Annotated in this window: 26 protein-coding genes and 1 pseudogene; 19 read left to right on the plus strand and 8 right to left on the minus strand. The window is 69.1% G+C overall.

The window, feature by feature from the left end; all coding sequences use genetic code 11:
• Positions 1–209: 209 nt before the first annotated feature.
• On the minus strand, positions 210–674 hold the full coding sequence (locus tag H570_RS0105250) for a hypothetical protein (RefSeq protein ID WP_027079828.1): 465 nt from the start codon (positions 672–674) through the stop codon (positions 210–212).
• Positions 675–735: 61 nt separating this feature from the next.
• On the opposite strand from H570_RS0105250, the gene H570_RS0105255 reads away from it, so the two are divergent.
• A complete protein-coding gene (locus H570_RS0105255; protein WP_027079829.1) occupies positions 736–1,533 on the plus strand; it encodes a tRNA threonylcarbamoyladenosine dehydratase in 798 nt (265 codons plus the stop codon).
• A 58-nt stretch (positions 1,534–1,591) separates the two neighbouring features.
• Here the strand turns inward: H570_RS0105255 and H570_RS0105260 are convergent, their stop codons facing one another.
• Complete coding sequence (locus tag H570_RS0105260; RefSeq protein ID WP_036135293.1) at positions 1,592–2,383, minus strand: TatD family hydrolase; 792 nt, start codon at positions 2,381–2,383, stop codon at positions 1,592–1,594.
• A gap of 5 nt (positions 2,384–2,388) precedes the next feature.
• Positions 2,389–2,619: a DUF6116 family protein gene (locus H570_RS16505; protein ID WP_051176153.1), complete on the minus strand. Its 231-nt coding sequence runs from the start codon at positions 2,617–2,619 to the stop codon at positions 2,389–2,391.
• A 185-nt stretch (positions 2,620–2,804) separates the two neighbouring features.
• On the opposite strand from H570_RS16505, the gene H570_RS0105270 reads away from it, so the two are divergent.
• The 6 genes from H570_RS0105270 (at position 2,805) to H570_RS0105295 (ending at position 9,352) form a co-directional block, all read left to right on the plus strand.
• The gene (locus tag H570_RS0105270; protein WP_027079831.1) at positions 2,805–3,626 is read left to right on the plus strand and encodes a glycine zipper 2TM domain-containing protein; all 822 of its coding nucleotides are present in this window, start codon (positions 2,805–2,807) and stop codon (positions 3,624–3,626) included.
• Between the two features lie 140 nt (positions 3,627–3,766).
• A complete protein-coding gene (locus H570_RS0105275) occupies positions 3,767–4,930 on the plus strand; it encodes an acyl-CoA dehydrogenase family protein (protein WP_027079832.1) in 1,164 nt (387 codons plus the stop codon).
• Positions 4,931–5,044: 114 nt separating this feature from the next.
• The gene (locus H570_RS0105280) at positions 5,045–5,599 is read left to right on the plus strand and encodes a GNAT family N-acetyltransferase (RefSeq protein WP_027079833.1); all 555 of its coding nucleotides are present in this window, start codon (positions 5,045–5,047) and stop codon (positions 5,597–5,599) included.
• The gene (locus H570_RS0105285; RefSeq protein ID WP_027079834.1) at positions 5,599–6,240 is read left to right on the plus strand and encodes a glutathione S-transferase family protein; all 642 of its coding nucleotides are present in this window, start codon (positions 5,599–5,601) and stop codon (positions 6,238–6,240) included. Before H570_RS0105280 ends, H570_RS0105285 begins: the two co-directional genes overlap by 1 nt.
• Before the next feature lie 121 nt (positions 6,241–6,361).
• The gene (locus tag H570_RS0105290) at positions 6,362–8,596 is read left to right on the plus strand and encodes a thiamine pyrophosphate-dependent enzyme (protein ID WP_036135295.1); all 2,235 of its coding nucleotides are present in this window, start codon (positions 6,362–6,364) and stop codon (positions 8,594–8,596) included.
• 201 nt (positions 8,597–8,797) lie between these two features.
• The gene (locus H570_RS0105295; RefSeq protein WP_027079836.1) at positions 8,798–9,352 is read left to right on the plus strand and encodes an NADPH-dependent FMN reductase; all 555 of its coding nucleotides are present in this window, start codon (positions 8,798–8,800) and stop codon (positions 9,350–9,352) included.
• A gap of 112 nt (positions 9,353–9,464) precedes the next feature.
• Here H570_RS0105295 and H570_RS0105300 read toward each other — a convergent pair whose 3' ends face one another.
• The 5 genes from H570_RS0105300 to ygfZ form a co-directional block, all read right to left on the minus strand.
• Positions 9,465–9,737, minus strand: a complete 273-nt coding sequence (locus H570_RS0105300) for a hypothetical protein (protein ID WP_245559541.1) — start codon at positions 9,735–9,737, stop codon at positions 9,465–9,467.
• On the minus strand, positions 9,721–12,075 hold the full coding sequence (locus tag H570_RS0105305; protein WP_027079838.1) for an FdhF/YdeP family oxidoreductase: 2,355 nt from the start codon (positions 12,073–12,075) through the stop codon (positions 9,721–9,723). The genes H570_RS0105300 and H570_RS0105305 overlap by 17 nt, the downstream gene beginning before the upstream one ends.
• Complete coding sequence (gene fdhD, locus H570_RS0105310) at positions 12,072–12,917, minus strand: formate dehydrogenase accessory sulfurtransferase FdhD (protein WP_027079839.1); 846 nt, start codon at positions 12,915–12,917, stop codon at positions 12,072–12,074. Before fdhD ends, H570_RS0105305 begins: the two co-directional genes overlap by 4 nt.
• A 99-nt stretch (positions 12,918–13,016) precedes the next feature.
• Complete coding sequence (locus H570_RS16510; protein WP_211219079.1) at positions 13,017–13,505, minus strand: OmpA family protein; 489 nt, start codon at positions 13,503–13,505, stop codon at positions 13,017–13,019.
• A 157-nt stretch (positions 13,506–13,662) separates the two neighbouring features.
• Complete coding sequence (gene ygfZ / locus H570_RS0105320) at positions 13,663–14,499, minus strand: CAF17-like 4Fe-4S cluster assembly/insertion protein YgfZ (RefSeq protein ID WP_027079840.1); 837 nt, start codon at positions 14,497–14,499, stop codon at positions 13,663–13,665.
• A gap of 85 nt (positions 14,500–14,584) precedes the next feature.
• On the opposite strand from ygfZ, the gene H570_RS18465 reads away from it, so the two are divergent.
• From H570_RS18465 to H570_RS16525, 12 genes and pseudogenes are all read left to right on the plus strand, one after another.
• On the plus strand, positions 14,585–14,737 hold the full coding sequence (locus H570_RS18465) for a DUF1674 domain-containing protein (RefSeq protein ID WP_084499812.1): 153 nt from the start codon (positions 14,585–14,587) through the stop codon (positions 14,735–14,737).
• A 151-nt stretch (positions 14,738–14,888) separates the two neighbouring features.
• Positions 14,889–15,278, plus strand: coding sequence for a succinate dehydrogenase, cytochrome b556 subunit (gene sdhC, locus H570_RS16515; protein ID WP_036135297.1), 390 nt, complete (start codon positions 14,889–14,891; stop codon positions 15,276–15,278).
• Positions 15,275–15,688 (plus strand): succinate dehydrogenase, hydrophobic membrane anchor protein, encoded by a 414-nt coding sequence (gene sdhD, locus H570_RS0105330; protein WP_051176155.1) that lies wholly within the window; start codon positions 15,275–15,277, stop codon positions 15,686–15,688. Before sdhC ends, sdhD begins: the two co-directional genes overlap by 4 nt.
• A 7-nt stretch (positions 15,689–15,695) precedes the next feature.
• Positions 15,696–17,489 (plus strand): succinate dehydrogenase flavoprotein subunit, encoded by a 1,794-nt coding sequence (sdhA, locus tag H570_RS0105335; RefSeq protein WP_027079842.1) that lies wholly within the window; start codon positions 15,696–15,698, stop codon positions 17,487–17,489.
• A gap of 107 nt (positions 17,490–17,596) precedes the next feature.
• Positions 17,597–18,388, plus strand: coding sequence for a succinate dehydrogenase iron-sulfur subunit (locus tag H570_RS0105340; RefSeq protein WP_027079843.1), 792 nt, complete (start codon positions 17,597–17,599; stop codon positions 18,386–18,388).
• 254 nt (positions 18,389–18,642) lie between these two features.
• Positions 18,643–19,062: an MAPEG family protein gene (locus H570_RS0105345; protein WP_027079844.1), complete on the plus strand. Its 420-nt coding sequence runs from the start codon at positions 18,643–18,645 to the stop codon at positions 19,060–19,062.
• A complete protein-coding gene (locus tag H570_RS0105350; protein ID WP_027079845.1) occupies positions 19,059–19,328 on the plus strand; it encodes an FAD assembly factor SdhE in 270 nt (89 codons plus the stop codon). Before H570_RS0105345 ends, H570_RS0105350 begins: the two co-directional genes overlap by 4 nt.
• 49 nt (positions 19,329–19,377) lie before the next feature.
• The gene (locus H570_RS0105355) at positions 19,378–19,755 is read left to right on the plus strand and encodes a hypothetical protein (protein WP_245559542.1); all 378 of its coding nucleotides are present in this window, start codon (positions 19,378–19,380) and stop codon (positions 19,753–19,755) included.
• Positions 19,756–19,779: 24 nt separating this feature from the next.
• Complete coding sequence (locus H570_RS0105360) at positions 19,780–21,021, plus strand: lipoprotein-releasing ABC transporter permease subunit (RefSeq protein ID WP_027079847.1); 1,242 nt, start codon at positions 19,780–19,782, stop codon at positions 21,019–21,021.
• Positions 21,014–21,754 carry a lipoprotein-releasing ABC transporter ATP-binding protein LolD gene (gene lolD / locus H570_RS0105365; protein WP_027079848.1) on the plus strand — a complete coding sequence of 247 codons (741 nt, stop codon included), beginning with the start codon at positions 21,014–21,016 and terminating at the stop codon, positions 21,752–21,754. Before H570_RS0105360 ends, lolD begins: the two co-directional genes overlap by 8 nt.
• Positions 21,755–21,771: 17 nt before the next feature.
• Positions 21,772–24,304 (plus strand): annotated as a pseudogene (locus H570_RS16520) (DNA internalization-related competence protein ComEC/Rec2); the annotation flags it as partial.
• On the plus strand, positions 24,198–24,833 hold the full coding sequence (locus tag H570_RS16525; protein WP_036135300.1) for a MotA/TolQ/ExbB proton channel family protein: 636 nt from the start codon (positions 24,198–24,200) through the stop codon (positions 24,831–24,833). The pseudogene H570_RS16520 and the gene H570_RS16525, both read left to right, overlap by 107 nt.
• Positions 24,834–24,836 lie beyond the last annotated feature (3 nt).

The following is a 24,836-nucleotide window of genomic DNA, read 5'->3' on the forward strand; positions in this document are numbered from 1 at the left end:
GGGGGATGAAGCGCATGGCTTCATGGCCACGAACAGTAGGCAGCGTGCCGTGAACGCATGATCAATCGACGCGTGCCACGCCGATGCAGCGTGATCCGCGTCAGAACGGGTTCATGTCGATCGCGGCGGGGCATGCGCTGCGCCGCGCATGCGCAGGGCCGTTTGCGGAACGCTCGCGCCGTGGCGCCCGCCGCCGCGGCAACAGGAGATCAGCCGCGGAAATCCTGGTGGCAGGCCTTGCAGGCTTCGCCGATCTTGGCGGTCGCCGCGCTGACGCCCGCGCAGTTGAGCGGTGGCGCGGCCAGGGTCGAGTCGAGCACCGCGCGCAGGTCGCTGGCGTGCTTGCTGAAGCGCGCATCCTCGCGCAGGTCGCCGAATGCGGGCTCGATGTCGTTGGCCACCGTGCGCAACGATTGCAGGTGCGGCAGGATGTCGGTGGCGCTGCAGCGGTTGGCCTCGGTGCTGGCCTTGAGCTGCGCCATGTGTGCCTGGAACAGGTCCATCGCCGCGACCGGATAGCGGTCCTGCCAGGTCTTCCTGGCCTCGACGGCGCGCAGGATCATCACCACGGCGATGGCGCCGATCGCCAGGCCGACCAGGAACACGAAGAGGTAGCGGCTGGCGGCGGAGGGCTTGGCCGGTGTTGCCGGATTGGCTTCGGGGGTGGTCGACATGGTGGGCTCCTCGTTGGCTGGGGCGACGATACCACGCAGCCGGCGCCGGTAAACTGTGCGGATGGATGCATCGTGGCAGGAACGCTTCTCCGGCATCGACCGTCTCTACGGTCGCGGCGCACTCGAGTGCCTGTCGGGATCGCGGGTGGCCGTCATCGGACTGGGCGGGGTCGGGTCGTGGGCAGTGGAAGCACTGGCGCGCAGCGGCGTCGGCTCGCTGACGCTGGTGGACGCCGACGACCTGTGCGTGTCCAACACGAATCGCCAGCTGCCGGCGCTGGAAGGCCAGTACGGCCGCGGCAAGGCCGACGCGATGGCCGAGCGCTGCCGCGCGATCAATCCGCAGGCCAAGGTCGATCCGGTGGCCAGCTTCCTTACGCCATCGAACATGGAGTCGCTGCTGGGCGAAGGCTTCGACGTGGTGCTCGATGCCTGCGACAGCTTCCGCAGCAAGGTCGAGATGATCGCCTGGTGCCGGCGACGCAAGCAGCCGATCGTGACGGTGGGTTCGGCCGGCGGCCGCATCGACCCGACCCTGGTGCGCGTGCGTGACCTGTCTAAGACCGAGCACGACGCGATGCTGGCCCTGATCCGGCGCAAGCTGCGCACCGAGTTCCGGTTCCCGACCGGGCCGAAGCGCTACTTCAGCGTGCCGGCGGTGTATTCGCTGGAGAACGTGCGCTATCCGCAGGCCGACGGCAGCGTGTGCGGCCTGCGTCCGCAGCTAGGCGCCGATGCCGCGCTCAAGCTCGACTGCGGCGCGGGACTGGGTGCCGCGACCCACATCACGGGGGCGTTCGCGTTTGCCGCGGCGGGCAAGGCGCTGGAACTGTTGCTCAGGAAACAGCCGGCCTCGTAGGAGCGCCCCATGGGCGCGATGGCCTTGCCGGGGAAAGCATCGCGCCCATGGGGCGCTCCTACCGTGGCGGCAGGCCGAACAGGCGTTCGGCGTTCGCGGTCGTGGCTTTGGCGAGCTGTTCAGGCGCCATGCCGCGCAGTTCGGCGACGGTGTCGCAGACGTTGCGCAGCCGCGCCGGTTCGTTGCGTTCGCCGCGGATCGCGCTGTCGGGCTGGTCGGGTGCGTCGGTTTCCAGAAGCAGGTGTTCCAGCGGCATCTGCGCGACCAGTTTGCGCAGGCGATGCGCGCGCGCGTAGGTGACCGGGCCGCCGACGCCGAGCATGAAGCCCATGTCCCAGAGCCGGGCGGCCTGCTGCGGGCTGCCCGACCAGCTGTGCACCACGCCGCGCAGCGCGTTGCCCGCAACTTGGGAGGAACTGCCGATCCGGCGGATCGATGCAATCAGCGCGTCGACCGCGCGCCGCGCGTGCACGATCACCGGCAGCCCATGTTCGCGCGCCAGCACGAGCTGGGCATCGAAATAGCGCTGCTGCGCATCGTGGTCGAGGCCTTCGATGAAGTAGTCGAGTCCGCATTCGCCGATGGCCAGCGGGCGCTCGTGTTCGATCCACTCGCGCAGTCGCGGCAGGTGCTCCGGGCGGTGCTCGGCAAGGAACATCGGATGCAGCCCGTAGGCGGGAAACAGCCCCTCCGCACCGGCGCAGGTGTCGCGCAGTTTCGGCCAGCTGGCGGCATGGATCGCCGGCACGACCTGGCGGGCGACGCCAGCGGCGCGTGCGCGTGCAACCACGGCGTCGCGATCGCGATCGAACTCGGGCGCATCCAGGTGGCAGTGGCTGTCGACCAGCATCGCCGTCAGTCGCGATGGCCCGGCTGGCCGTCGATGGTGCCGCCGCGAGCGGGCTTGATGCGCTTCCAGTTGGCCAGCAGCAGGGTGCCCAGTCCAAGCAGCAGTTCGTCGACGAACGGAATCACGTCCGGCACCAGCATGTCGCCGACGAACAGGGCCGCCGTCAGCAGGAACAGCTTCGGATAGCTCAGCCGGCCGAACCAGCGCAGCAGCGGGGCGAGGAGGGGGTTTGGCATGGCGGGATTCCCGGAGGCCGGCGTGGGAGGCAACAGATGGGGGCTGACACGCTACCACCGGCCGTCGCGCGCCGCGGAATTCATCATGGCGTCAGTTTCAGTGGATCGCGAAGAAGCCCCGTTCAGGTGCCAGGTGCTGAAATTGCCGGGCATACGAGCGGGACATCCGCCATCAGGAGAGACTCATGAACAAGAACACCATCGCCATTGCCATTGCCGCACTGCTGGTGGGCGGCGTCTCGGTCGCCGCGTTCCAGCACGCGCGTGCGCCGGCCAACGAGGCCGGCCGCATCGACGCCGCGGCCGGCCTGGTCGACCAGGACACCGCGCTCGACGACGCGGCGCCGCTGGACAACAGCATCCCGGACAGCGGCCGCGTCGCCTACGCCGACGTGGTGGGCGTGAAGCCGGTCACCGAGAAGGAAAAGCTCTACGCCACGGTGATCGGCACCGATCCCGTGCGTGAAAGCTCCACCAACTCGACTCCGCGCGAAGTCTGCAACGACGTCGTGGTGCAGGAGCGCCTGCCCGAGCGCGACGGCAATGTCGGCGGCACGGTGGCCGGTGCGGTCATCGGTGGCCTGATCGGCAACCAGGTCGGCGGCGGCAACGGCAAGAAGGCCGCGACCGCGGCGGGCGCCGTGGCCGGCGGCTTCGTCGGCAACCGCGTCGACCGCAACCACGTCGGCGGCAAGGTGGTCAATCGCACCGAACGCCAGTGCCATACCGTTACCGACACCTCCGAGTCGAGCCGCGTGGTCGGCTACAACGTGACCTACCGCAACCCGGACGGCACCACCGACACGATGCGCATGGGCAGCAAGCCGGGCAGCCGGATCTCGCTGGGCACGCAGGACAAGACCGTGGGGTATGACGTGACCTACCGCTACGACGGCGAGGAGCGCACCATCCGCATGGACCAGAAGCCGGGCGAGCGCCTGCCGGTGATCGATGGCCAGGTGGTGACGCAGACCGCTGCGGCGGCCGGCGACAACGGCCACGGGTAAGCATCCCGCGCTGGCTGGTGACGCAGATCAAGGGGGCCGGAGCGATCCGGCCCCTTCTTTTTGTCCCGGCACGCCGACAGGCCGCATCCTGGCCCGGACAACCGGCTAAAATGACGGTTTTTCCGGACGAAGAACCCGCCATGGCCCTGCACCCCTACGACCTCTACGACGTTCGCTCCCTGCTCAGCGAGGAGGAGCGCGCCGTCCAGGACACCGTGGCCCGGTTCACCGACGAGCGCGTGCTGCCGATCATCGGCGAATGCTTCGACCAGGGGCGCTTCCCGACCGAACTGATCCCGGAAATCGCCGGCCTCGGCCTGCTCGGCGCGACCCTGCCCGAGGAATACGGCGGCGCCGGCCTCAACGGCGTGAGCTACGGCCTGATCTGCCAGGAGCTCGAGCGCGGCGACAGCGGCCTGCGCAGCTTCGCCAGCGTGCAGTCGTCGCTGTGCATGTACCCGATCTTCGCCTACGGCACCGAGGAGCAGAAGCGGCGCTGGCTGCCCGACATGGCCGCCGGCAAGGTGATCGGCTGCTTCGGCCTGACCGAGCCGCACGGTGGTTCGGACCCGGCCAACATGAAGACGAATGCCAGGAAGGATGGCGGCGACTGGGTCATCAACGGCGGCAAGATGTGGATCACCAACGGCAACCTGGCCGACATCGCCATCGTCTGGGCCCAGACCGACGACGGTATCCAGGGCTTTATCGTCGAGAAGGGCTTCGCCGGCTTCAGCGCGCAGGAGATCAAGCACAAGATGAGCCTGCGCGCGTCGGTGACCAGCGCGCTGTTCTTCGACAACGTGCGCGTGCCCGAGGCCAACCGCCTGCCGAACGTGAAGGGCCTGAAGGGGCCGCTCGGTTGCCTGACCCAGGCCCGCTACGGCATCACCTGGGGTCCGATCGGCGCCGCCATCGCCTGCCTTGACGAAGCGCTGAACTATTCGAAGGAGCGCATCCTGTTCGACCGCCCTGTGGCCGCGACCCAGAGCGCGCAGCTGAAGATGGCCGACTGGGCGCGCCGCATCACCGCCGCGCAGCTGCTGTCGCTGCAGCTCGGCCGCCTGAAGGATGCGGGCAGGATGCAGCCCACGCAGGTGTCGCTGGCGAAGTGGAACAACTGCCGCATGGCCATCGACATCGCGCGCGAGGCGCGCGACCTGCTCGGCGGCGCCGGCATCACCACCGAGCACTGCCCGATCCGCCATGCCCTGAACCTGGAATCGGTGATCACCTACGAGGGCACCGAAACCGTGCACCAGCTGGTGGTCGGCCGCGAACTGACCGGCATCAACGCGTTCTGACCTTGCCCGTGCCTCTGTAGGAGCGGCCTCGGCCGCGAGCTTTTCATGTGCGGCGGAAGGCCGGCGAAAGCGCTTGCGGCCGAAGCCGTGCCCACCTTGTTCCGGGAGTCGCAAATGAGCGTGACCGACATCCGCATCGAAACCGAACGCCTGATGCTGCGCCCGCCGAGGATCGAGGACTTCGACGGCTACGCCGAACTCCTCGGCGACGAGGAGGCGGCGCGCTACATCGGCGGACACATGGTGCGCGGCGCCGCGTGGCGCAAGTTCCTGCAGCAGCCGGGCGCGTGGCTGGTGCAGGGTTTCGGCATGTTCTCGGTGCTCGACAAGGCCAGCGGCGAGTGGCTCGGGCAGCTGGGTCCGTGGCGGCCGGAAGGGTGGCCGGGCAACGAGATCGGCTGGGCGTTCCGGCGCGCGGCGTGGGGCAACGGCTATGCGACCGAATCCGCGGTGGCCGCCATCGACTGGGCCTTCGACAACCTCGGCTGGGACGACGTGATCCACTGCATCGATCCGGCGAACCTGCCGTCGCAGGCACTGGCCCGGCGGCTGGGTTCGAGCAATCGCGGACCCGGCCGGATGCCGCCGCCGTACGAGGACCACCAGACCGAAATCTGGGGCCAGACCCGCGCGCAGTGGAACGCGCGAGGCGCGGGAGCGACGGGGTGATCACCGTCCACGGGTTCTCGTCCTCAGGCAATTGCCACAAGGTCAGGCTGCTGCTCGAGCAGCTTGGCCGCGACTACCGCTGGATCGAGGTCGACAGCTCGAAGGGCGAGACGCGCACGACCGGATTCCTGGCGAAGAACCCGAACGGCCGGGTGCCGGTCATCGAGCTCGACGACGGCCGCATCCTCGCCGAGTCCAACGCGATCCTTTGCTGGCTTGCCGAAGGCACGCCGTACCTGCCGGGTGATGCCTGGCAGCGCGCCCAGGCGCTGGCCTGGATGTTCTTCGAGCAGTACAGCCACGAGCCCTACATCGCGGTCGCCCGCTTCATTCGCGGCTGGACGCCGCCGGATTCGCCGCGCCGTGCAGCCGAACTGCCGCGCTGCCTGGAGCGCGGGCACGCGGCCCTGGCGGTAATGGAGCGCCACCTGGCCGGGCACGCCTGGTTCACCGGCCACGACTATGGCGTCGCCGACATCGCGCTGTTCGCATACACCGGCGTCGCCAGCGAGGGCGGCTTCGACCTTGGCGGTTACCCGGCGATCCGCGACTGGCTGGCGCAAGTGCGCGCGACGCCGGGGTTCGTCGCCATGCCGGCGCCAGAGGCAGGAGTTGCCGCGCGATTCGCGCGGATCGATTGAACGCGCAGGCCGGGGCTACGCCCCCGGCGCCCGGAAGCCCGGGCACGCGCAGCAGAATCCGCCGGGCGCGTAGGCCCGGCATACGGAAGACATCGTGACCGCACAATCCATCCCCGCCCGCATGCGCGGCCTCAACCGCGCCGAGATCTGCGACGTCAACTTCAGTGAATTCGTGCGCGACTGGAACGGCCGCGGCGACGCCAAGCCATCGCCCGGCGACGCCATTCTCGACGGCAGCGCGCTCGACGCGCGCGGCTTCCGCGAGCTGTTCGAGTCGCAGCTGGTCTCGCGCCACCTCGACCTGATGGCGCGCGTGCTGCGGGTGCAGAACAAGGTCTTCTACACCATCGGCTCCAGCGGCCACGAGGGCAACGCGATGGTGGCGCGACTCACGCGGCACACCGATCCGGCGTTCCTGCACTACCGCTCCGGCGGCTTCATGGCCGAGCGCTTCCGCAAGCTGCCGGGCATGGATCCGGTGATGGATTCGGCGCTGTCGTTCGCGGCGTCGAAGGAAGACCCCGCGTCCGGCGGCCGCCACAAGGTCTGGGGCAGCAAGCCGCTTTGGGTGCTGCCGCAGACGTCCACCATCGCCTCGCACCTGCCCAAGGCATTCGGCACCGCGGTGGCGATCGAGCAGGCGCGCCGCATCGGCCACCAGTTGCCGATCCCCGACGACAGCATCGCGATCTGCTCGTTCGGCGACGCGTCCAGCAACCACGCCACCGCGCAGACCGCGTTCAACGCCGCGGCCTGGACCGCCTACCAGAAGCTGCCGGCGCCGGTGCTGTTCGTGTGCGAGGACAACGGCATCGGCATTTCGGTGAAGACGCCGGATGGCTGGGTGGCGCGCAACTTCGCCGGCCGACGCGACCTGGACTACTTCGCCGCCGACGGCCTAGACCTCGCCGCGGGCTATGGCGACGTGCAGAAGGCGGTGGAACACTGCCGCCGCACCCGCCGCCCGACCTTCCTGCACCTGCGCACGACCCGGATCATGGGCCACGCCGGCACCGACTTCGAGATCGAATGGCGCTCGCTGGAAGAGCTGTGCGCGGTGGAGGCGACCGATCCGCTGCTGCGTTCGGCGGCGATCGCGCTCGAGTCCGGGCTGATGTCGAAGGACGAGGTGCTCGCGCTGTACGAAGACACCAGGAAGAAGTGCTTCGCCGCCGCCGAGGATGCCGACCGCCGCCCGCGCCTGTCGTCGCTGGAGGAAGTGATGGCGCCGCTGGCGCCGTACTCGCCGAAGGCTGTGGCGATGGAAGCTGCGCGCGCCGATTACGGCCAGCGCCGCGAGGAGGTGTTCGGCGGCAAGGACAAGCTGCCCGAGAAGCAGGCGCCGCGGCACCTGGCGATCCAGATCAACAACGCGCTGCACGACCTGTTCGCCAAGTACCCCGAGACGCTGCTGTTCGGCGAGGACGTGGCGCAGAAGGGCGGCGTCTATACCGTCACCAAGGGCCTGCAGAAGGCCTTCGGCGCGCGCCGCGTGTTCAACACGCTGCTTGATGAAACCGTGATCCTCGGCCTGGCGCAGGGCTACGCCAACATGGGGATGCTGCCGCTGCCGGAGATCCAGTACCTGGCGTACTTCCACAACGCCTGCGACCAGATCCGCGGCGAGGCGGCGAGCCTGCAGTTCTTCAGCAACGGCCAGTACCGCAACCCGATGGTGGTCCGGATCGCATCGCTGGGATACCAGCGCGGTTTCGGCGGGCACTTCCACAACGACAACTCCATTACCGCGCTGCGCGACATTCCCGGCCTGGTGGTCGGCTGCCCGAGCCGCGGCGACGACGCCGCGACGATGCTGCGCACGCTGGCGGCGCTGGCGAAGGTGGACGGACGCGTGTGTGCCTTCCTCGAACCGATCGCGCTGTACATGGCCAAGGACCTGTACGACGCGGGCGACGGCGGCTGGCTGACCGAATACCCCGCGCCGGACCAGGCGATGACCCTCGGCGAGGGCCGCGTCTACGACCAGGACAGCGACGACCTGGTGGTGTTCACTTTCGGCAACGGCGTGCCGATGAGCCTGCGCGCGGCGCGGCAGATCGAAAAGAAGCACGGCTGGAAGGTCCGCGTGGTCGACCTGCGCTGGCTGGTGCCGCTCAACGAATCCTTCATCCGCGAGCAGGCGGCGAGCGCGAAGCGCATCCTGATCGTCGACGAGGGCAGGCGCAGCGCCGGCGTGGGCGAGGGCATCATCACCGCCATCACCGAGGGCGGCTATGGCGGGCGTCCGTTCCGGCGCGTGGTCGGCGCCGATACGTTCACGCCGCTGGCCGGTGCCGCTTTCCTCGTGATCCCTTCGGAAGAGGAGATCGTCGCCGCGGCCGATACGCTGGCCTGAGCGTCGCTCGTCGCAGGCCAGGATGGACGCATCATCCCCGTGAAGGCGGGGGTCCGGTGACTTCGGCCGCGCACGACGCGCGGGAATCGTCGTCGCCGCGGGAAGCGCCCCGGGGGAATGGCGGCGGCGGGAAATCTTGACGCGTCCGCAACCTGGTTGTGGCGATAGTGGCAACTCCCGTTTCCCAACGGAGCAGTTCCCATGAGCAAGACCCGCGTCGCGTTATTCATCGGCAGCCTGCGCAGGGATTCGTTCAACCGCAGGCTGGCCAGGGCGATCGAAAAGCTCGCGCCGGACGACTTCGAGTTTGCCCACGTGCGCATCGACAACCTGCCGCTGTACAGCCAGGACTTCGACGCCGACTACCCGGCCGAAGCGGCACGGTTGAAGCAGGACATCGAGGCGGCCGACGCGGTGCTGTTCGTCACGCCCGAGTACAACCGCTCGATCCCGGGCGTATTGAAGAACGCGATCGACATCGGCTCGCGCCCGTGGGGAACCAACTCGTTCGCCGGCAAGCCGGCCGGCGTGCTCGGCATCTCGATCGGCGCGATCGGCACGGCGCTCGCGCAGCAGCACCTGCGCAACGTGCTGGCCTACCTCGACGCGCCAACGCTGGGACAGCCGGAAGTCTTCATGCAGATGAAGGACGGGCTGATCGACGACGACGGCCACATCGGCAGTGACGACACCCGCAAGTTCCTGCAGGATTACGTCGATCGCTACGTGGCGTGGGTGAAGAAGCACGCCGGCTGAGGCCGGGCGCCTTTCATCCCACGTAGGAGCGGCTTCAGCCGCGAGCTTTGCCGGCGCACCCCGCTCCGGGGACGGCTTCAATCGCTTGCAGGGTTCGCGGCTGAAGCCGCTCCTACAGCGGGTCGATATCGCTGCTGCGTGCGATGAGGATCGCCACATCGCGCTCGCCTCGACGCTCCACGCGCACCAGCCCGGGGCCGGGCTGGCCGCCGATCGATTCTTCGCCCAGCCACGCCAGTTCGCGCATCAGCACGCTCATGCGCAGGCCCAGCCGCTTGCACAGGCGCGGCAGCGAGATGCCGTCAGGTTCGCGCGCCAGTTCGGCCAGCAGGGCCTGGGCCAGGGTGGCGTCGCCGACGGCTGCCGGCTCAGTCTTCGATGGCAAGCGGGATGTCACGCGGTGTCCCGCCCGGCGCGGCAGATGCTTCGTCGTGCGCCGACACCACCACCGGGATCGATTTCGAAGTCGGCGTGCGCGCGTGGTCGGCAAAGCTCGACAGCGGCACCAGCGCGTTGGTTTCGGGGTAGTACGCCGCCAGGCAGCCGCGCGGGATGTCGTAGGCGACCAGCAGGAATCGTCGTGCCCGGCGGCGCACGCCGTCGTCGCAGAGGCTTTCGAGGTCGACCCAATCGCCGGCGCTCATGCCCAGCACGGCGATGTCGGCGGCGTTCGCGAACAGCACGCGACGCTCGCCGAACACGCCGCGATAGCGGTCGTCGAGGCCGTAGATCGTGGTGTTGTACTGGTCATGCGAGCGCACGGTGGTCAGGGTGAACACGGGCCGGTCGCGTGACTCGCGGGCGCGATGCACCGGCAGGTCCGTGGGGACGGCATGGGCGATGAAAGCGGCCCGGCCGCTGGCGGTGTTCCAGCGCCGCTCGCCGGCGCTGTTGGCGAGGCGGAAACCGCCGGGCACGCGCACCCGGATGTTGAAGTCGTGGAAGTCGTCGAACACCTCGGCGATGCGGTCGCGGATGCGGTCGTAGTCGGCGACCAGCCACTGCCACCGCACCTTGCTGCGCGCGCCCAGCGTGGCCTGCGCCAGGCGCGCGACGATGGCCGGTTCCGACAGCAGTTCGTCGGATGCCGGCGCGTTGATGCCCGCTGACAGGTGCACCATGCTCATCGAGTCTTCCACGGTGACCGATTGCGGACCGCCCGCCTGCACGTCGATCTCGGTGCGCCCGAGGCAGGGCAGGATCAGCGCCTCGCGCCCGTGCACCAGGTGGCTGCGGTTGAGCTTGGTGGCCACGTGCACGGTCAGGTCGCAGTTGCGCAGCGCGCGATGGGTGGCCTCGGTGTCGGGCGTGGCGGTGGCGAAGTTGCCGCCCATGGCGAAGAACACCTTGCCGCGTCCGTCGAGCATCGCCTCGATCGCGCCGACGGTATCGAAGCCGGGTGCGCGCGGCGGCTCGAAGCCGAACACCTGCACGATGCGGTCGAGGAACGCGGGCGCGGGCTTTTCGTAGATGCCCATCGTGCGGTCGCCCTGCACGTTGCTGTGTCCGCGCACCGGGCATGCGCCGGCGCCAGGCTTGCCGAGGTTGCCGCGCAGCAGCAGCAGGTTGACCAGCATCTGGATCGTCGCCACCGAGTGCTTGTGCTGGGTGATGCCCATGCCCCAGCAGCAGATCACGCTGCCGGCGGACAGGTAGATGTCGCCGGCGCGCCGCAGTTGTTCCTGCGACAGGCCCGACTCGGTTTCGATCGTGTCCCAGCTTTCGCCTGCGACGTCGGCGGCAAAGGCCGCGAAGCCGGTGGTGTGGCGGGTGATGAAATCGACGTCGACCACGCGCGCTCCGCCATCGCGCCGCGCCTGCTCGTCGACCTCCAGCACATGCTTGATGATGCCCTTGACCGCGGCCAGGTCGCCGCCGATGCGCAGCTGGAAATAGTCCGACGAGATCCGCGTCGAGCCGCCGTGCAGCATTTCCAGCTTGTCCTGCGGGTCGGCGAAGCGTTCCAGCCCGCGTTCGCGCAGGGGATTGAACGACACGATCGCCGCGCCACGCTTCGATGCGCGGCGCAGTTCGCCGAGCATGCGTGGATGGTTGGTGCCCGGGTTCTGGCCGAAGATGAAGATCGCATCGGCAAGTTCGAAGTCGTGCAGCGTGACCGTGCCCTTGCCGACGCCGATCTGCGGCGTCATGCCCGTGCCGGACGGCTCGTGGCACATGTTCGAGCAGTCCGGGAAGTTGTTGGTGCCGTATTCGCGCACGAACAGCTGGTACAGGAACGCGGCCTCGTTGCTGGTGCGTCCGGAGGTGTAGAAGATCGCCTCGTCCGGCGAGGGCAGGGCGTTGAGGTGGCCGGCGATCAACGCGAATGCTTCGTCCCACGACACCGGCAGGTAATGATCGCTCGCGGCGTCGTATCGCATCGGCCGGGTGAGCCTGCCCTGGTCCTCGAGCCAGTGGTCGCTGTAGCGCGCCAGTTCGGCGACGGAATGCTTCGCGAACAGTTCCGGCGTGGCGCGATGCTTCGTCGCTTCGGCGGCGACGGCCTTGGCGCCGTTCTCGCAGAATTCGAACGTGGACGTGTGGTCGCGGTCCGGCCAGGCGCAGCCGGGGCAGTCGAAGCCGTCGGGCTGGTTGGCCGACAGCAGCGTCTTCGCGCCGTGCACCGGCACGTCCTGTTCGATCAGGTGTTTGGCGACAGTGCGCAGTGCGTCCCAGCCGCCGGCAGGGCGGTCGTACGGACGGATGGTCTTCTTCGTGCTCATGCCGCGACTCCCGCGATCTTGCCGCGCAGCCGGCGACGATGCGAATACACCACGTGCCCGTGCTCGCGGGCGAAACCGACCAGGGTCAGGCCGGCGGTCTCGGCCAGCGCGATCGCCAGCGCGGTCGGGGCGGAGATCGCGGCCAGCACGGGGATGCCGGCCTGGGCGGCTTTCATCACCATCTCGAAGCTGGCGCGGCTGGTGACCACCGCGAAACCGGCCCCGGGATCGATGCCTGCGCGTGCCATCGCCCCGATCAGTTTGTCGAGCGCGTTGTGGCGGCCCACGTCCTCGCGCACCAGCGCAACGCAGCCTTCGGCGTTCGCCCAGCCGGCGGCGTGGGTGGCGCCGGTCAACGCGTTGAGAGGCTGCTGTCCCTGCAGTTCGCGCAGGGCGCGGTCGAGGGCTTCGACCGTAATCGTCCCGCCCGTGCCGACCACGGGCGGCGGTCGCAGCACCGCCTCGATCTGGGCCGTGCCGCAGACGCCGCAGCCGCTGCGTCCTTCAAGGCTGCGCTGGCGCCCGGCGAGCGCGTCGGCGCGGCCCGGCGGAATGGACAGCGTGATCGAGATGCCCTCGAGCGAGGTCTCGATCGATTCGACGGTGACTTCACTGGCGTCCGCGACGATCCCTTCGCCGAGCGCGAAACCGAGCGCGAAGTCGTCGAGGTCGTCCGGGGTGGCCATCATCACCGCGAACGGCACGCCGTTGCAGGCGAAGGCGACCGGGACTTCGGCGGCGACCATGTCGCTGGCTTCGACCTGGCGCCCGAGGTGGCGGCGCAGGACGCGCTTTTCGACTGCGCCGGGACGGGATTCGCGTTGGTGGTCGGGCCTGCTCATCGCGGAAGCGAGAGTACCGCGAACGCGGTGCGGCTGCGCCGTTCCCGCCCTTGCAGGTAAGGGCGGGTCCGTGGGCGCCGCCCAGCCGTCCTGCAGCGCCTAGTGCGCGGCGATCACGCGGATTTCGACGCGCCGGTTCGGTGCGAGGCAGGCGATCAGCGCCTCCCGGTCCCGGTCATCGCATTCGACCACCGGCTCCACGCTGCCGCGCCCGACCGCGGTGATGCGGTCTGCGGGGACGCCTTTCTGGACGAGATATTCGCGCACGCTGGCTGCGCGCCGGTTCGACAGCGCCAGGTTCGCCTTGGCATTGCCGATGCGGTCGCTATGGCCGATGACGTGGACGATCTCGTAAGGCGCGCCACCGAGCAGGCTTGCCGCGAAGGCGTCGAGCTGGCCGCGACCGGCTTCGCTGAGGTCGTCGAGGCTGGCCTTGCCGAAGGCGAACAGGCCGTCGGCGGACAGTTTCTGGTCCTGCACGACGGGCGGTGGCGGTGCGGGTTCGGGCGCTGGTTCCCGGGTCTTGCATCCGGCCAGCAGCGTGGCTGCGATCAATACGGCGGGTACCGCGAAACTCATCCTGCTCATCTGAACTCTCCCCATGTCCTTGTCCGGGCGGTCCAGGCGACGGCCGGCCGTGGCCGCGCTCTGCATACCGCCGGGGGCTTCCCCATGGCCGAGCATAGCAGCGCCTCATGGCGGGAATGCGACGCTTGTCGCGGCCTGCGCAAGGCCGGGCTACCGGTCAGCGTGCGAGGCCGCCGCGCAGGCTTGCAGGGCGCAGCGGATGGCCTTGTGCCAAGGGGGCGCTGGCAGCTGGTTCGAGTGGCAGCACCGCCAGCGCGAGGGACTGCCCGCGCGTTTCCACCGTCGCCACGATCGTGCCGAAAGTCCGGTCCTGCTCCGTGACCTGCTGCCCGGCTTCGAGCGGAGCGTCGCACTCGAACAGGGCAAGCCCGCGCTTGGCCTGGCCGAGGAAATGGGTGCGCGCGACGATTTCCTGGCCGGGATAGCAGCCCTTCTTCACGCTGTAGGCGCGCAGCCGTTCCAGCGACAGTTGCTGCGGCGTCCACTGCTCGGCCTGCGAAGCAGGCAGCCGCGGCAGGCCATGGGCAAGGTCGAACGCGGCCCAGCGGGCGAGCGCGTCGGCATCCGCGGGAGCCGCCAGGCCGGCGCCGGCGTGCAGCGTGCGCACGCCGCCATCGCCGCCGAAGTCGAGCGCGAACCCTTCGTGATCGATCGCCGCGCGCGGGCCGGCCGCACTTGAGTGCGCCTCGAACGTGCCGCCGACCCGCAGATCACCGCCCGGTTCGATCACCAGCTTGCTGCGGAACACGAAGCGCTGCAGCTGCGCGGCGAACGCCTCGGGGTCGACGTCCTGCAGCACCAGCCGCAAGGTTTCGCCGTCGGCCTTCAACAGCGCGAACAGCGCGATCACGCGCCCTTTCGACGTCAGCCAGCCGCTCCACTGCCAGTGGCCGTCGGCAAGGGCGGCGACATCACTCATGAACTGTGCCTGCGCGAACGCCAGCGCATCGCGGCCGCGCAGTGTGACAACGTGGTGGTCGGGCAGGGCGAACATGGGCTGATCCGGGGCTTGTGGCAGTGCGGCAAACTTGTCCAAACGGGGGCCGGGACTTAGACTGCAGGAGTTGCGAGACCCCGGAATGATAGGCGAAACCACCCAGCCACCCGCTCCGGAACAGGCCGAACAGTCTGTCCCGGAAGCGACCCCCGCGCAGGAAATCGGCGGCCGTGAAGGCCCCGACCCGACGCGTTATGGTGACTGGGAGAAAAACGGACGCTGCATCGATTTCTGAGGCCCTGCATTCGTAGTCCGGGTCAAGCGCAGCGAGATCCGGGTGCTCTGCCAGAACGTGTCGATCGCGTGCCCGGCCCCGGGGACGCCAACCACCCTTGGCAGGACGCCAGCCACGCGGCCGAGGCCGCCCAGCGAGAGAACGAGGCACGATGGCCAATCGCGAACGCCCCCTGTCACCGCATCTGCAGGTCTATCGCTGGCAGATCACGATGACCATGTCGATCCTGCACCGGGCCACCGGCATTGTCCTGGTCGCAGGCGCCTTCGCCCTGGCCTGGTGGCTGCTCGCCGTGGCGGCCGGTGGCGATGCCTACGCCAGCGCCGCGGCCTGCCTGGCCTCGCCGTTCGGCAAGCTCGTGCTGTTCGGCTTCTCGCTGGCGCTGGTCTACCACCTGCTCAACGGCATCCGCCACCTGCTCTGGGATGCGGGCTGGGGCTTTGAACTGCCCGAGGTGTATCGCTCGGGCTACACGGTATTCGTGCTGACGGTCGTGCTGACCGCGCTGATCTGGTTCTTCGCGCTGCGGGGTGGGGCATGAACGATTCGCAGGCGGCGAAATCCGCAAGTCCCGACTACCGCACCCCGATCGGGCGTGCGCGCGGCCTGGGTTCGGCCAAGTCCGGGGTCGGGCACTTCTGGTGGCAGCGCGTCACCGCGATCGGGCTGGCGCTGCTGGTGCCGTGGCTGGTGGGCACGCTGGTGTCGTTCATCGGCGCCGACCTGGGCACGGTGCAGGCCACGCTGGCCAGGCCTTACAACGCGATCCTGCTGGCCGCGTTCGTGCTGGCGCTGTTCTGGCACGCGAAGCTCGGCATGCAGGTGGTGATCGAGGATTACGTGCACACCCGCGCGCTCGAAGTCGCCCTGCAACTGGTGGTGACGTTCGCGTGCGTATTCGGCGCGCTGGCGTCGCTGTACGCGATCGTCCGCATCGCGCTGCTCGCCTGAGTCCCCCATGACGACTTCCGCATACAAGATCACCGAACACAAGTACGACATGATCGTGGTCGGCGCCGGCGGTGCCGGCCTGCGCGCTACCTTCGGCCTCGCCCAGAAGGGCCTGCGCACCGCCTGCATCACCAAGGTGTTCCCGACCCGTTCGCACACGGTGGCGGCGCAGGGCGGCATTTCCGCCGCGCTGGGCAACATGGGTCCGGACGACTGGCGCTACCACTACTACGACACCATCAAGGGGTCGGACTGGCTGGGCGATCAGGACGCGATCGAGTACATGTGCCGCGAGGCGATCCCGGCGATCATCGAGCTTGAGCACCAGGGCGTGCCGTTCTCGCGCACCGAGGAAGGCAAGATCTACCAGCGCCCGTTCGGCGGCATGACCACCGAATACGGCAAGGGCACCGCGCAGCGCACCTGCGCCGCGGCCGACCGCACCGGCCACGCCATCCTGCACACGCTGTACCAGCAGTCGCTGAAGCACCACGCCGAATTCTTCATCGAGTACTTCGCGCTCGACCTGATCATGGACGCCGAGGGCGTTTGCCGTGGCGTGCTGGCGCTGGACATGAGCGAAGGCACGCTGCACCTGTTCCGCGGCCACGGCACGGTGCTGGCGACCGGCGGCTACGGTCGCGCCTACTTCTCCGCGACGTCCGCGCACACCTGCACCGGCGACGGCGGCGGCATGGCGCTGCGCGCGGGGCTGGGCCTGCAGGACATGGAATTCGTGCAGTTCCACCCGACCGGCATCTACGGCGCCGGCTGCCTGATCACCGAAGGCGTGCGCGGCGAAGGCGGGATCCTGCGCAACGCCAGCGGCGAGCGCTTCATGGAGCGCTACGCACCCAACGCCAAGGACCTGGCCTCGCGCGACGTGGTCAGCCGCGCGATGACGCTTGAGATCCGCGAAGGCCGTGGTGTCGGTGAGCACAAGGACCATATCCACCTCGACCTCACCCACCTCAACCCCGCCGACATCCACGAGAAGCTGCCCGGCATCTCCGAGAGCGCGAGGATTTTCGCCGGCGTCGACGTCGAGAAGCAGCCGATCCCGGTGATCCCGACCGTGCACTACAACATGGGCGGCGTCCCGACCAACTACCACGGCGAAGTGGTGCAGCTGAAGGATGGCAATCCGGACCACGTGGTTCCCGGGCTGTACGCGATCGGCGAGGCCGCCTGCGTATCGGTGCACGGCGCCAACCGCCTGGGCTCGAACTCGCTGCTCGACCTGGTCGTGTTCGGCCGCGCGGTGGCCAACCGCTGCGGCGAGACGATCAGGCCCGGTGCCGCGCACAAGCCGCTTGCAGGCGATGCCTGCGACCGCTCGCTGGCCAATCTCGACCACCTGCGCCACGCCAACGGCGGCACGCCGACTGCCGTGATCCGCGATCGCATGCAGCGCACCATGCAGGCCGACGCGGCGGTGTTCCGCACCGGCGAAACGCTGGCCGAGGGCGTCGAGAAGATCCGCGAGATCCGCGCGTCGTTCGCCGACGTGAAGGTCAGCGACCGCTCGCTGGTCTGGAACTCGGACCTGGTCGAGACCTTCGAGCTGCAGAACCTGCTCGGCCAGGCGCTGGCGACCATCGTCGCCGCCGAGAACCGCCAGGAATCCCGCGGCGCGCATGCGCGCGAGGACTTCCCCGAGCGAGACGACGCGCAGTGGCAGAAGCATTCACTGTGCTGGGTGGATGACGAGGGCAAGACCCGCATCGACTATCGCCCGGTGCACATGTACACGCTCGACGACGAAGTCGAGGTCGTGCCGCCGATGAAGCGGGTTTACTGACAGCCGGGATTCGGGATTGGGGATTGGGGATTCGTAAAAGCAGCAGCTTCGCGAAAACCGCTTCTCCGAATCCCCAATCCCCAATTTCCAATCCCGGATTGCAAGCCATGGCCGAATTCACCCTCCCCAGGAACTCGAAGATCCACAAGGGCAAGCGTTTCGCCGCGCCTGCCGGCGCGACCCGCGTGCGCGAGTTCAAGGTCTATCGCTGGAGCCCGGACGACAACGAGAATCCGCGCACCGACACCTACGAGATCGACCTCGACAAGTGCGGGCCGATGGTCCTGGACGCGCTGATCAAGATCAAGAACGAGATCGACCCGACGCTGACGTTCCGCCGTTCCTGCCGCGAGGGCATCTGCGGCTCGTGCGCGATGAACATCGACGGTACCAACACCCTGGCCTGCACCAAGGCGATCGAGGACTGCGGCAGCGGCAAGGGTGACGTCCCGATCTATCCATTGCCGCACATGGACGTGGTCAAGGACCTGGTCCCGGACCTGACCCACTTCTACGCCCAGTACGCGTCGATCCAGCCTTGGATCCGCACCCAGAGCGCGCCGCCGCCGGATCGCGAGCGGCTGCAGTCGAAGGAAGACCGTGCCAAGCTCGACGGCCTCTACGAATGCATCCTGTGCGCATGCTGCAGCACCGCGTGCCCGAGCTACTGGTGGAATGGCGATCGCTACCTCGGTCCTGCGATCCTGCTGCAGGCCTATCGCTGGATCATCGACAGCCGCGACGAGGATACCGGCGCGCGACTGGACGACCTGGAAGACCCGTTCAAGCTGTACCGCTGCCACACCATCATGAACTGCACCCGGACGTGCCCGAAGGGCCTGAACCCGGCCAAGGCGATCGGCGAGATCAAGCAGCTGATGCTGGCGCGGCAACAGTAGGGCAGCCGAAGTTTTTCCTTCTCCCTCCGGGAGAAGGTGGCCCGAAGGGCCGGATGAGGGGGCGGAGAAGGAGGTGGTTGGGGCCATCGTCGCTTCGCCGTGCCTTCACCCCCCAACCCCTCTCCCGCACGGAGAGGGACTCAAAGCGATTGCGGCAGGATGGAACCTGGGAAGTTCCCGGCAGGGCGCCGTCCCAATGACAAAGCATCGCCCCGGAATTGCAAAGTAGCGAGCCAGTCCACGAAGGAGCCTCCATGCCGCGTGCCATCTTCCTGCCCGCCTTCGCGATGGTCGTGCTGACCCTCGTCGTCTGGCTGCGGATGTACACCACCAGCATCGCGCAGATGAAGCGCGAACGCATCCACCCGCAGGCGGTTGCCACCTCGGCGCAGGCCGCCGCGCGATTGACCGACAGCCGCGCAGCCGACAACTTCCGCAACCTGTTCGAGCTGCCGGTGCTGTTCTACCTGGCGCTGGTCGTGGCCGCGGTTTCCGGACTTGCCACCGATGCGACGCTGGCGCTGGCCTGGCTGTTCGTGCTGTTGCGCGTTGTCCACAGCGCCATCCAGTGCAGCTACAACAAGGTCATGCACCGGTTCCAGGCCTACCTGGCCGGCAGCGTGGCGCTGTGGGTGCTGTGGGCATGGCTGGCGTACCTGCTGTTCCTGCGATGAGCAGCCTGTCGCCCGCCGACGAAGCCGAGCTGCGGCGCCTGCGTTGGCGCAGCCGGCGCGGCATGCGCGAACTCGACCAGCTCCTCAACCGCTGGCTCGACCAGCAATGGGCGGCATCTTCCGAAGCACAGCGCGGGCTTTTCCTACAGTTGCTGGCCTGCGAGGACGATAAGCTCTGGCGTTGGTTCCTTGGCCACGAGACCGCCCCCGATGCCGCACTCGACACACTCGTCCAGCGCATCCGCGCACTTCCGCCCGCACGCTGAGGCGGCCGGATGCCGGCTTGAGGGGCGCGCGTCGCCGCTGCTGGCCGCCTTGCTGTCGTTGCTGGCGATCGCTGCCGCCTTCGCTGTGCTGGCTTCGGAAATGCCCGCGGTCGCGGCGTGGCCGCTGGCGCTCGCTGCCCTGGCCCATGGCGCATGGCTCGCCTGGCGCGAGACCCGCGTGGCGCCCGGTGAGTTCGTGATCCCCGGCGTTGCCGGCACCCGCACCACGGTCGACGGCAAACCCGTTGAAGACCTGTCGGTGCGCTGGCGCGGCCCGATTGCGTTCCTGCGATGGCGTGACGCGGACGGCGTCTGGCGCAGGCATGTGTTCTTCCCCGATACCCTGCCGGCCGCGCGTCGCCGTGAACTGCGGCTGGCCGCGCCGGGCCCCGCGCCTGCGCGCGGGGCGGCATCGGTGGCACCATAGCGTCTGCTCCGTCGACCTGACCCCATGTTCAAACCCATCCCCGTCGCCATCGGTTTGCGCTACCTGCGGGCCAAGCGCCGCAACGGCTTCATCTCCTTCATCTCGCTGGCCTCGATCCTCGGCATCGCCATCGGCGTGGCTGCGCTGATCACCACGCTGGCGGTAATGAGCGGTTTCCAGCGCGAGATCCGCGACCGCATGCTGCAGATGGCCGCGCATGCCACCGTCACTGCCAGCGGCGATGCGATGGAGAACTGGCAGCAGGCCATCGCCGTGGCCCGCACTGATCCACGGGTGGCCGGCGCCGCACCCTACATCGAGACGCAGGCGCTGCTGTCCGCCGCCCGCAAGCAGGGCGCGCTGATCCGCGGCGTCGATCCGGTCGAGGAGGGCAAGGTGTCGGTGCTGGCCGGGAAGATGGTGCGGGGCAAGCTCGAGGACCTCACGCCCGGCAGTTTCAACATCGTGCTCGGGAGCGAGCTCGCGCTGTGGATCGGAGCCGGCGTGGGCGACAAGGTGCTGGTGCTGACCGACGTGCGCGCCACGCCGATGGGCGCGGTCAAGCAGATGAAGCGGTTCACGGTGAGCGGCATCTTCGAGGCCGGCTACCAGGAGTATGACAAGGGCCTGGCGGTGGTGAACCTGCACGACGCGCAGCGCTTGATGCGCATGGGCGACGGGGTCACCGGCGTGCGCCTGAAGATGCACGACATGGACCTGGCCTGGGAGGTGGCGCGCGATCTCGCGCTGCGGCTCAAGGGGCCGTACCTGGTCAGCGACTGGACCCGCGACAACGCCAACATGTTCCGCGCGCTGAAGCTGGAGAAGACGATGATGGCGATCCTGCTGTCGCTGATCGTCGCGATGGGCGCGTTCAACCTCGTGTCGTCGCAGGTAATGCTGGTGACCGACAAGCAGGCCGACATCGCGATCCTGCGCACGCTGGGGCTCACTCCGCGCGGGGTGATGCAGGTGTTCATGGTGCAGGGCTCGCTGATCGGGATGATCGGCACGCTGTCCGGCGTGATCGGCGGCATCGTGCTGACGCTCAACCTCGAACACATCCTGCGCGCGATCGAACGCGTGTTCGACGTGCAGTTGATGCCCGAGGACGTCTACTACATCACCGGCCTGCCGACGCAGCTGGAGGCCAGCGACATCACTATCATCGCGGCGGTCGCGCTGGTGATGGCCTTCCTGGCCACGCTGTACCCGGCGTGGCGCGCGGCGCGCACGGCGCCGGCGGAGGCGCTGCGATATGAGTGACAGCCGTGACTTGGAAGGGCAGGGGCAATCGCACGTGCATGATGGCGAAGTGATCCGTGCCGAGGGGCTGGCCAAGACTTACGCCGAGGGCTCGCTGCGCACGCCTGTGTTCGACGGGCTGGACCTGGTGGTGCACGCGGGCGAGACGGTGGCCATCGTGGGCGCGTCCGGCGCCGGCAAGAGCACGCTGCTGCACCTGCTCGGCGGCCTCGACACGCCGACGGCGGGCGAGGTGTTCGTTGCCGGACAGCAGATGAGCGCGCTGTCGGACGCCGAGCGCGGCCGCCTGCGCAACCATGCTCTGGGCTTCGTCTACCAGTTCCACCATTTGTTGCCGGAGTTCACCGCGCTGGAGAACGTGATGCTGCCGGTGCTGCTGGGCGGCACCGCGGTGGCCGATGCGGCGAAGACGGCTCGCGGGCTGCTGGAGTCGGTTGGCCTCGGCCATCGCCTCGAGCACAAGCCCGGTGAGCTGTCCGGCGGAGAACGCCAGCGCGCCGCGGTGGCGCGCGCACTGGTCAACCGGCCCGGTTGCGTGCTCGGCGACGAGCCAACCGGCAACCTCGACGAGAAGACCGCAGCCACGGTGTTCGACCTGATGCTCGAACTCAACCGCGCACACCGCACCAGCCTGGTGCTGGTCACGCATGATCGTCGCCTCGCGCGCCGGCTCGACCGGGTGCTGGAACTGTACGAAGGCCGGCTCAGGGAATTGCCCGCCAGCAAGGTGTAACGCCACAAGCCAACCAGGTGCAAGGAGACACCATGGACACGACGGCAAGGACGCCGCCATTCGGGATCGCCACTGCGGTGGCGCTGTTGCTCGGGATCACCGCCTGCCTGTGCCTGCCGGCGCTGCCTCCGTGGCCTGCGCTCGCGCTGCCGTTGGCCGCCGGGGCGTGGCTGTGGTCGCGCGAGGGCTGGAAGCGCATCGCCGGCGCCTGCCTGTTCGGTTTCGCGCTGTGCGGGCTGCATGTCATCCACGCGCTGTCGCAGCAGCTGCCGCTGTCGCTGGAACGGCAGGATGTCGTCGTAAGCGGGCGCGTGGTGGACCTGCCCGCCGACGAGGCCAGGCGCACGCGATTCAGGCTGCGGGTGGACGACGATGTGGCCGTGCCGGCGCCGCTGCGCGGCCGGCTGCTGCAGCTGTCGTGGTACGACGGTTACAAGCAAACCGCGCCGTCGCAGCGATTCGAGCTTCGCCCCGGCAGCCGCTGGCGGTTCGAGCTGCGCCTGCGCGCACCGCGTGGACTGCGCAACCCCGGCGTGTTCGACAGCGAGAAGTCCGCGCTGGCCAGGCGCATCGCCGCGACCGGATACGTGCGCGATGCGCAGACCGCGAAGGAGCTGTCCGGTGCCGCCGGCATCGACGCCTGGCGCGACGCGATGTCCGGGCGCATCGCAGCGGCGGTATCGTCCTCCTCGTCGCGCTACGTGCAGGCGCTGGCGCTGGGCGATACGCGCGGGCTGGACGACATCGACTGGGAAACCCTGCGCGCCACCGGCCTGACCCACCTGATCGCGATCTCCGGGTTCCACGTCGGCATGGTCGCGGCACTGTTCGCACTGCTGGCGTCGGGGCTGTGGCGGGTATTCCCGGCGCTGGCACGGCGGCTGCCGCGCCCGCAGGCCGCAGCGGTCGCGGCCCTGGCCGGGGCGATGGGCTACGCGGCCGTCGCCGGCTTCGCATTGCCGACGGTGCGCACGGTGCTGATGATCGCGATGGTGGTCGCTGCGCGGGCGCTGCGGCGGCCGGTGCGGGTGGTCGATGCACTGGCCATGGCGGCGCTGGCGATCCTGCTGTTCGATCCGCTGGCGGCACTGACCGCGGGCTTCTGGCTCAGTTTCGCCGGCGTGGCCTGGCTGGCGTGGTGCCTGCCCGATGCAGGGCATCGCATCGTTGGCGATTTCCTGTCCGCGCAGGGCGTGGCGACGCTGGGCCTGCTGCCGCTGACCGTGGTGCTGTTCGGGCAGGCGTCGCTGGCCGGGCCGCTGGCCAACCTGGTCGCAATCCCGTGGTGGAGCCTGGTGGTGGTGCCGCTGACGCTGCTGGGGACCGCGCTGGAGGCGCTGCACGCGAGTGCCGGTGAGTGGGCGTGGCGCGCGGCGGCGTGGTGCTTCGACCTGTCGTGGCCGGCGTTGCAGTGGCTTGCCGGCAGCCGTTTCGCGCTGTGGTGGCTGCCGGAGGCGCGCTGGTTCGCGTTGCCGCTGGCCCTGCTCGGTGCGTTCTGGTGCCTGCTGCCGCGCGGCATGCCGGGCAGGGCGCTGGCATTGCTGTTGTGGCTGCCGCTGCTGTGGCCGTCGCGCGGACTGCCGCAGCCCGGCGAAGCGGAACTGGTGGCGCTCGATGTCGGCCAGGGGCTGTCGGTGCTGGTACGCACGGCGCGGCACAGCCTGCTGTACGACATGGGGCCGGCGCAGCCCGAAGGCTTTGATGCTGGCGAACGGATCGGCGTGCCCTCGCTGCGTGCGCTGGGGGTGCGGCGGCTGGACGCAGCCATCGTCAGCCATGGTGACAACGACCACGCCGGCGGATTTGCCGCCGTGCGGCGCGCCTACCCGATGCCGCTGGCATGGTCGCCGGAGGGCTCCGGGATCGAGCGCACGCGCGCCTGCCTTGCCGGCATGCAGTGGCAGTGGGACGGCGTGCGTTTCCGCTTCCTGCACCCGCCCGAGTACTTCCCGTACCTGGACAACGAATCGAGCTGCGTGCTGCGGATCGAGACCGCACACGGCGCGGCCCTGCTGACCGGCGATATCGGCCAGGTGGTCGAACGCGACCTGCTGCGTCGCGATGCCGACGCGCTGCGCGCCGACGTGGTGCTGGTGGCGCACCACGGCAGCGGCGAATCCTCCGATCCGGGCTTCGTCGCAGCCACCCATGCCCGCCATGCGCTGGTCTCGACCGGTTACGGCAACCGCTTCCGGCACCCGCGGGCCGAGGTGGTGGAGCGCTGGCAACGGGCCGGAGCGCGTGTCCATGACACCCAGGACAGTGGAGCGCTTCGCGTGCGCCTGCAGGCTGGCGGCGTCGCGGTGGAACCGAGACGGCAGTCGCATCCGCGCCCCTGGGATGCGGTGCGGCGCCAGCAGCGCCTGGCCGGCGAGGGCACGGGGCAGGCCGCCCTTGTATCCTATCGGCCGGATTGAATCGGCCACTGGCCGGGGGACTGCGCGTGCTGGAACTGGTGAAGGCGGGTGGCTGGCCGATGCTGCCGTTGTTGCTGCTGTCTGCGATCGCGCTGGCGATCATCGTCGAGCGATTCTGGGCCCTGCGCCGCAAGAGCGTGCTGCCGCCAGGCCTGGGGAGCGAGGTCCGGACCTGGGCCTCGCGCGGCAACCTCGACCCGGCCCACATCGATTCGCTGCGCGGCAACTCGCCGCTGGGCGCGCTGCTGGCCGCCGCGCTGGACGTGCGCAACCGCCCACGCGAGGAAATCCGCGAGCGCGTCGAAGACGTCGGCCGCCATCTCGCGCACCGGATGGAGCGCTACCTCAACGCGCTGGGCACGATCGCCGCGGCCGGTCCGCTGCTGGGCCTGTTCGGTACCGTGGTCGGCATGATCCAGATGTTCCTCGGGATCATGGATTACGGCGTCGGCGACGTGAACCAGCTTGCCGGCGGCATCGGCAAGGCGCTGGTGTGCACCGCCGCCGGCATGGTCGTCGCGGTCCCGTCGCTGATGTTCCATCGTTACTTCCGCGCCCGCGTCGACAGCTACCTGGTCGACATGGAGCACGAGGCGATCCAGCTGATGGACGCCATCGATCCCCGCGCCAGGCGCGTGGCCGCCGCGGCGCCGCAGGGCTGACCT

Origin of the sequence: Luteimonas mephitis DSM 12574 (genome assembly GCF_000422305.1) — a bacterium.
Lineage (GTDB): Bacteria > Pseudomonadota > Gammaproteobacteria > Xanthomonadales > Xanthomonadaceae > Luteimonas > Luteimonas mephitis.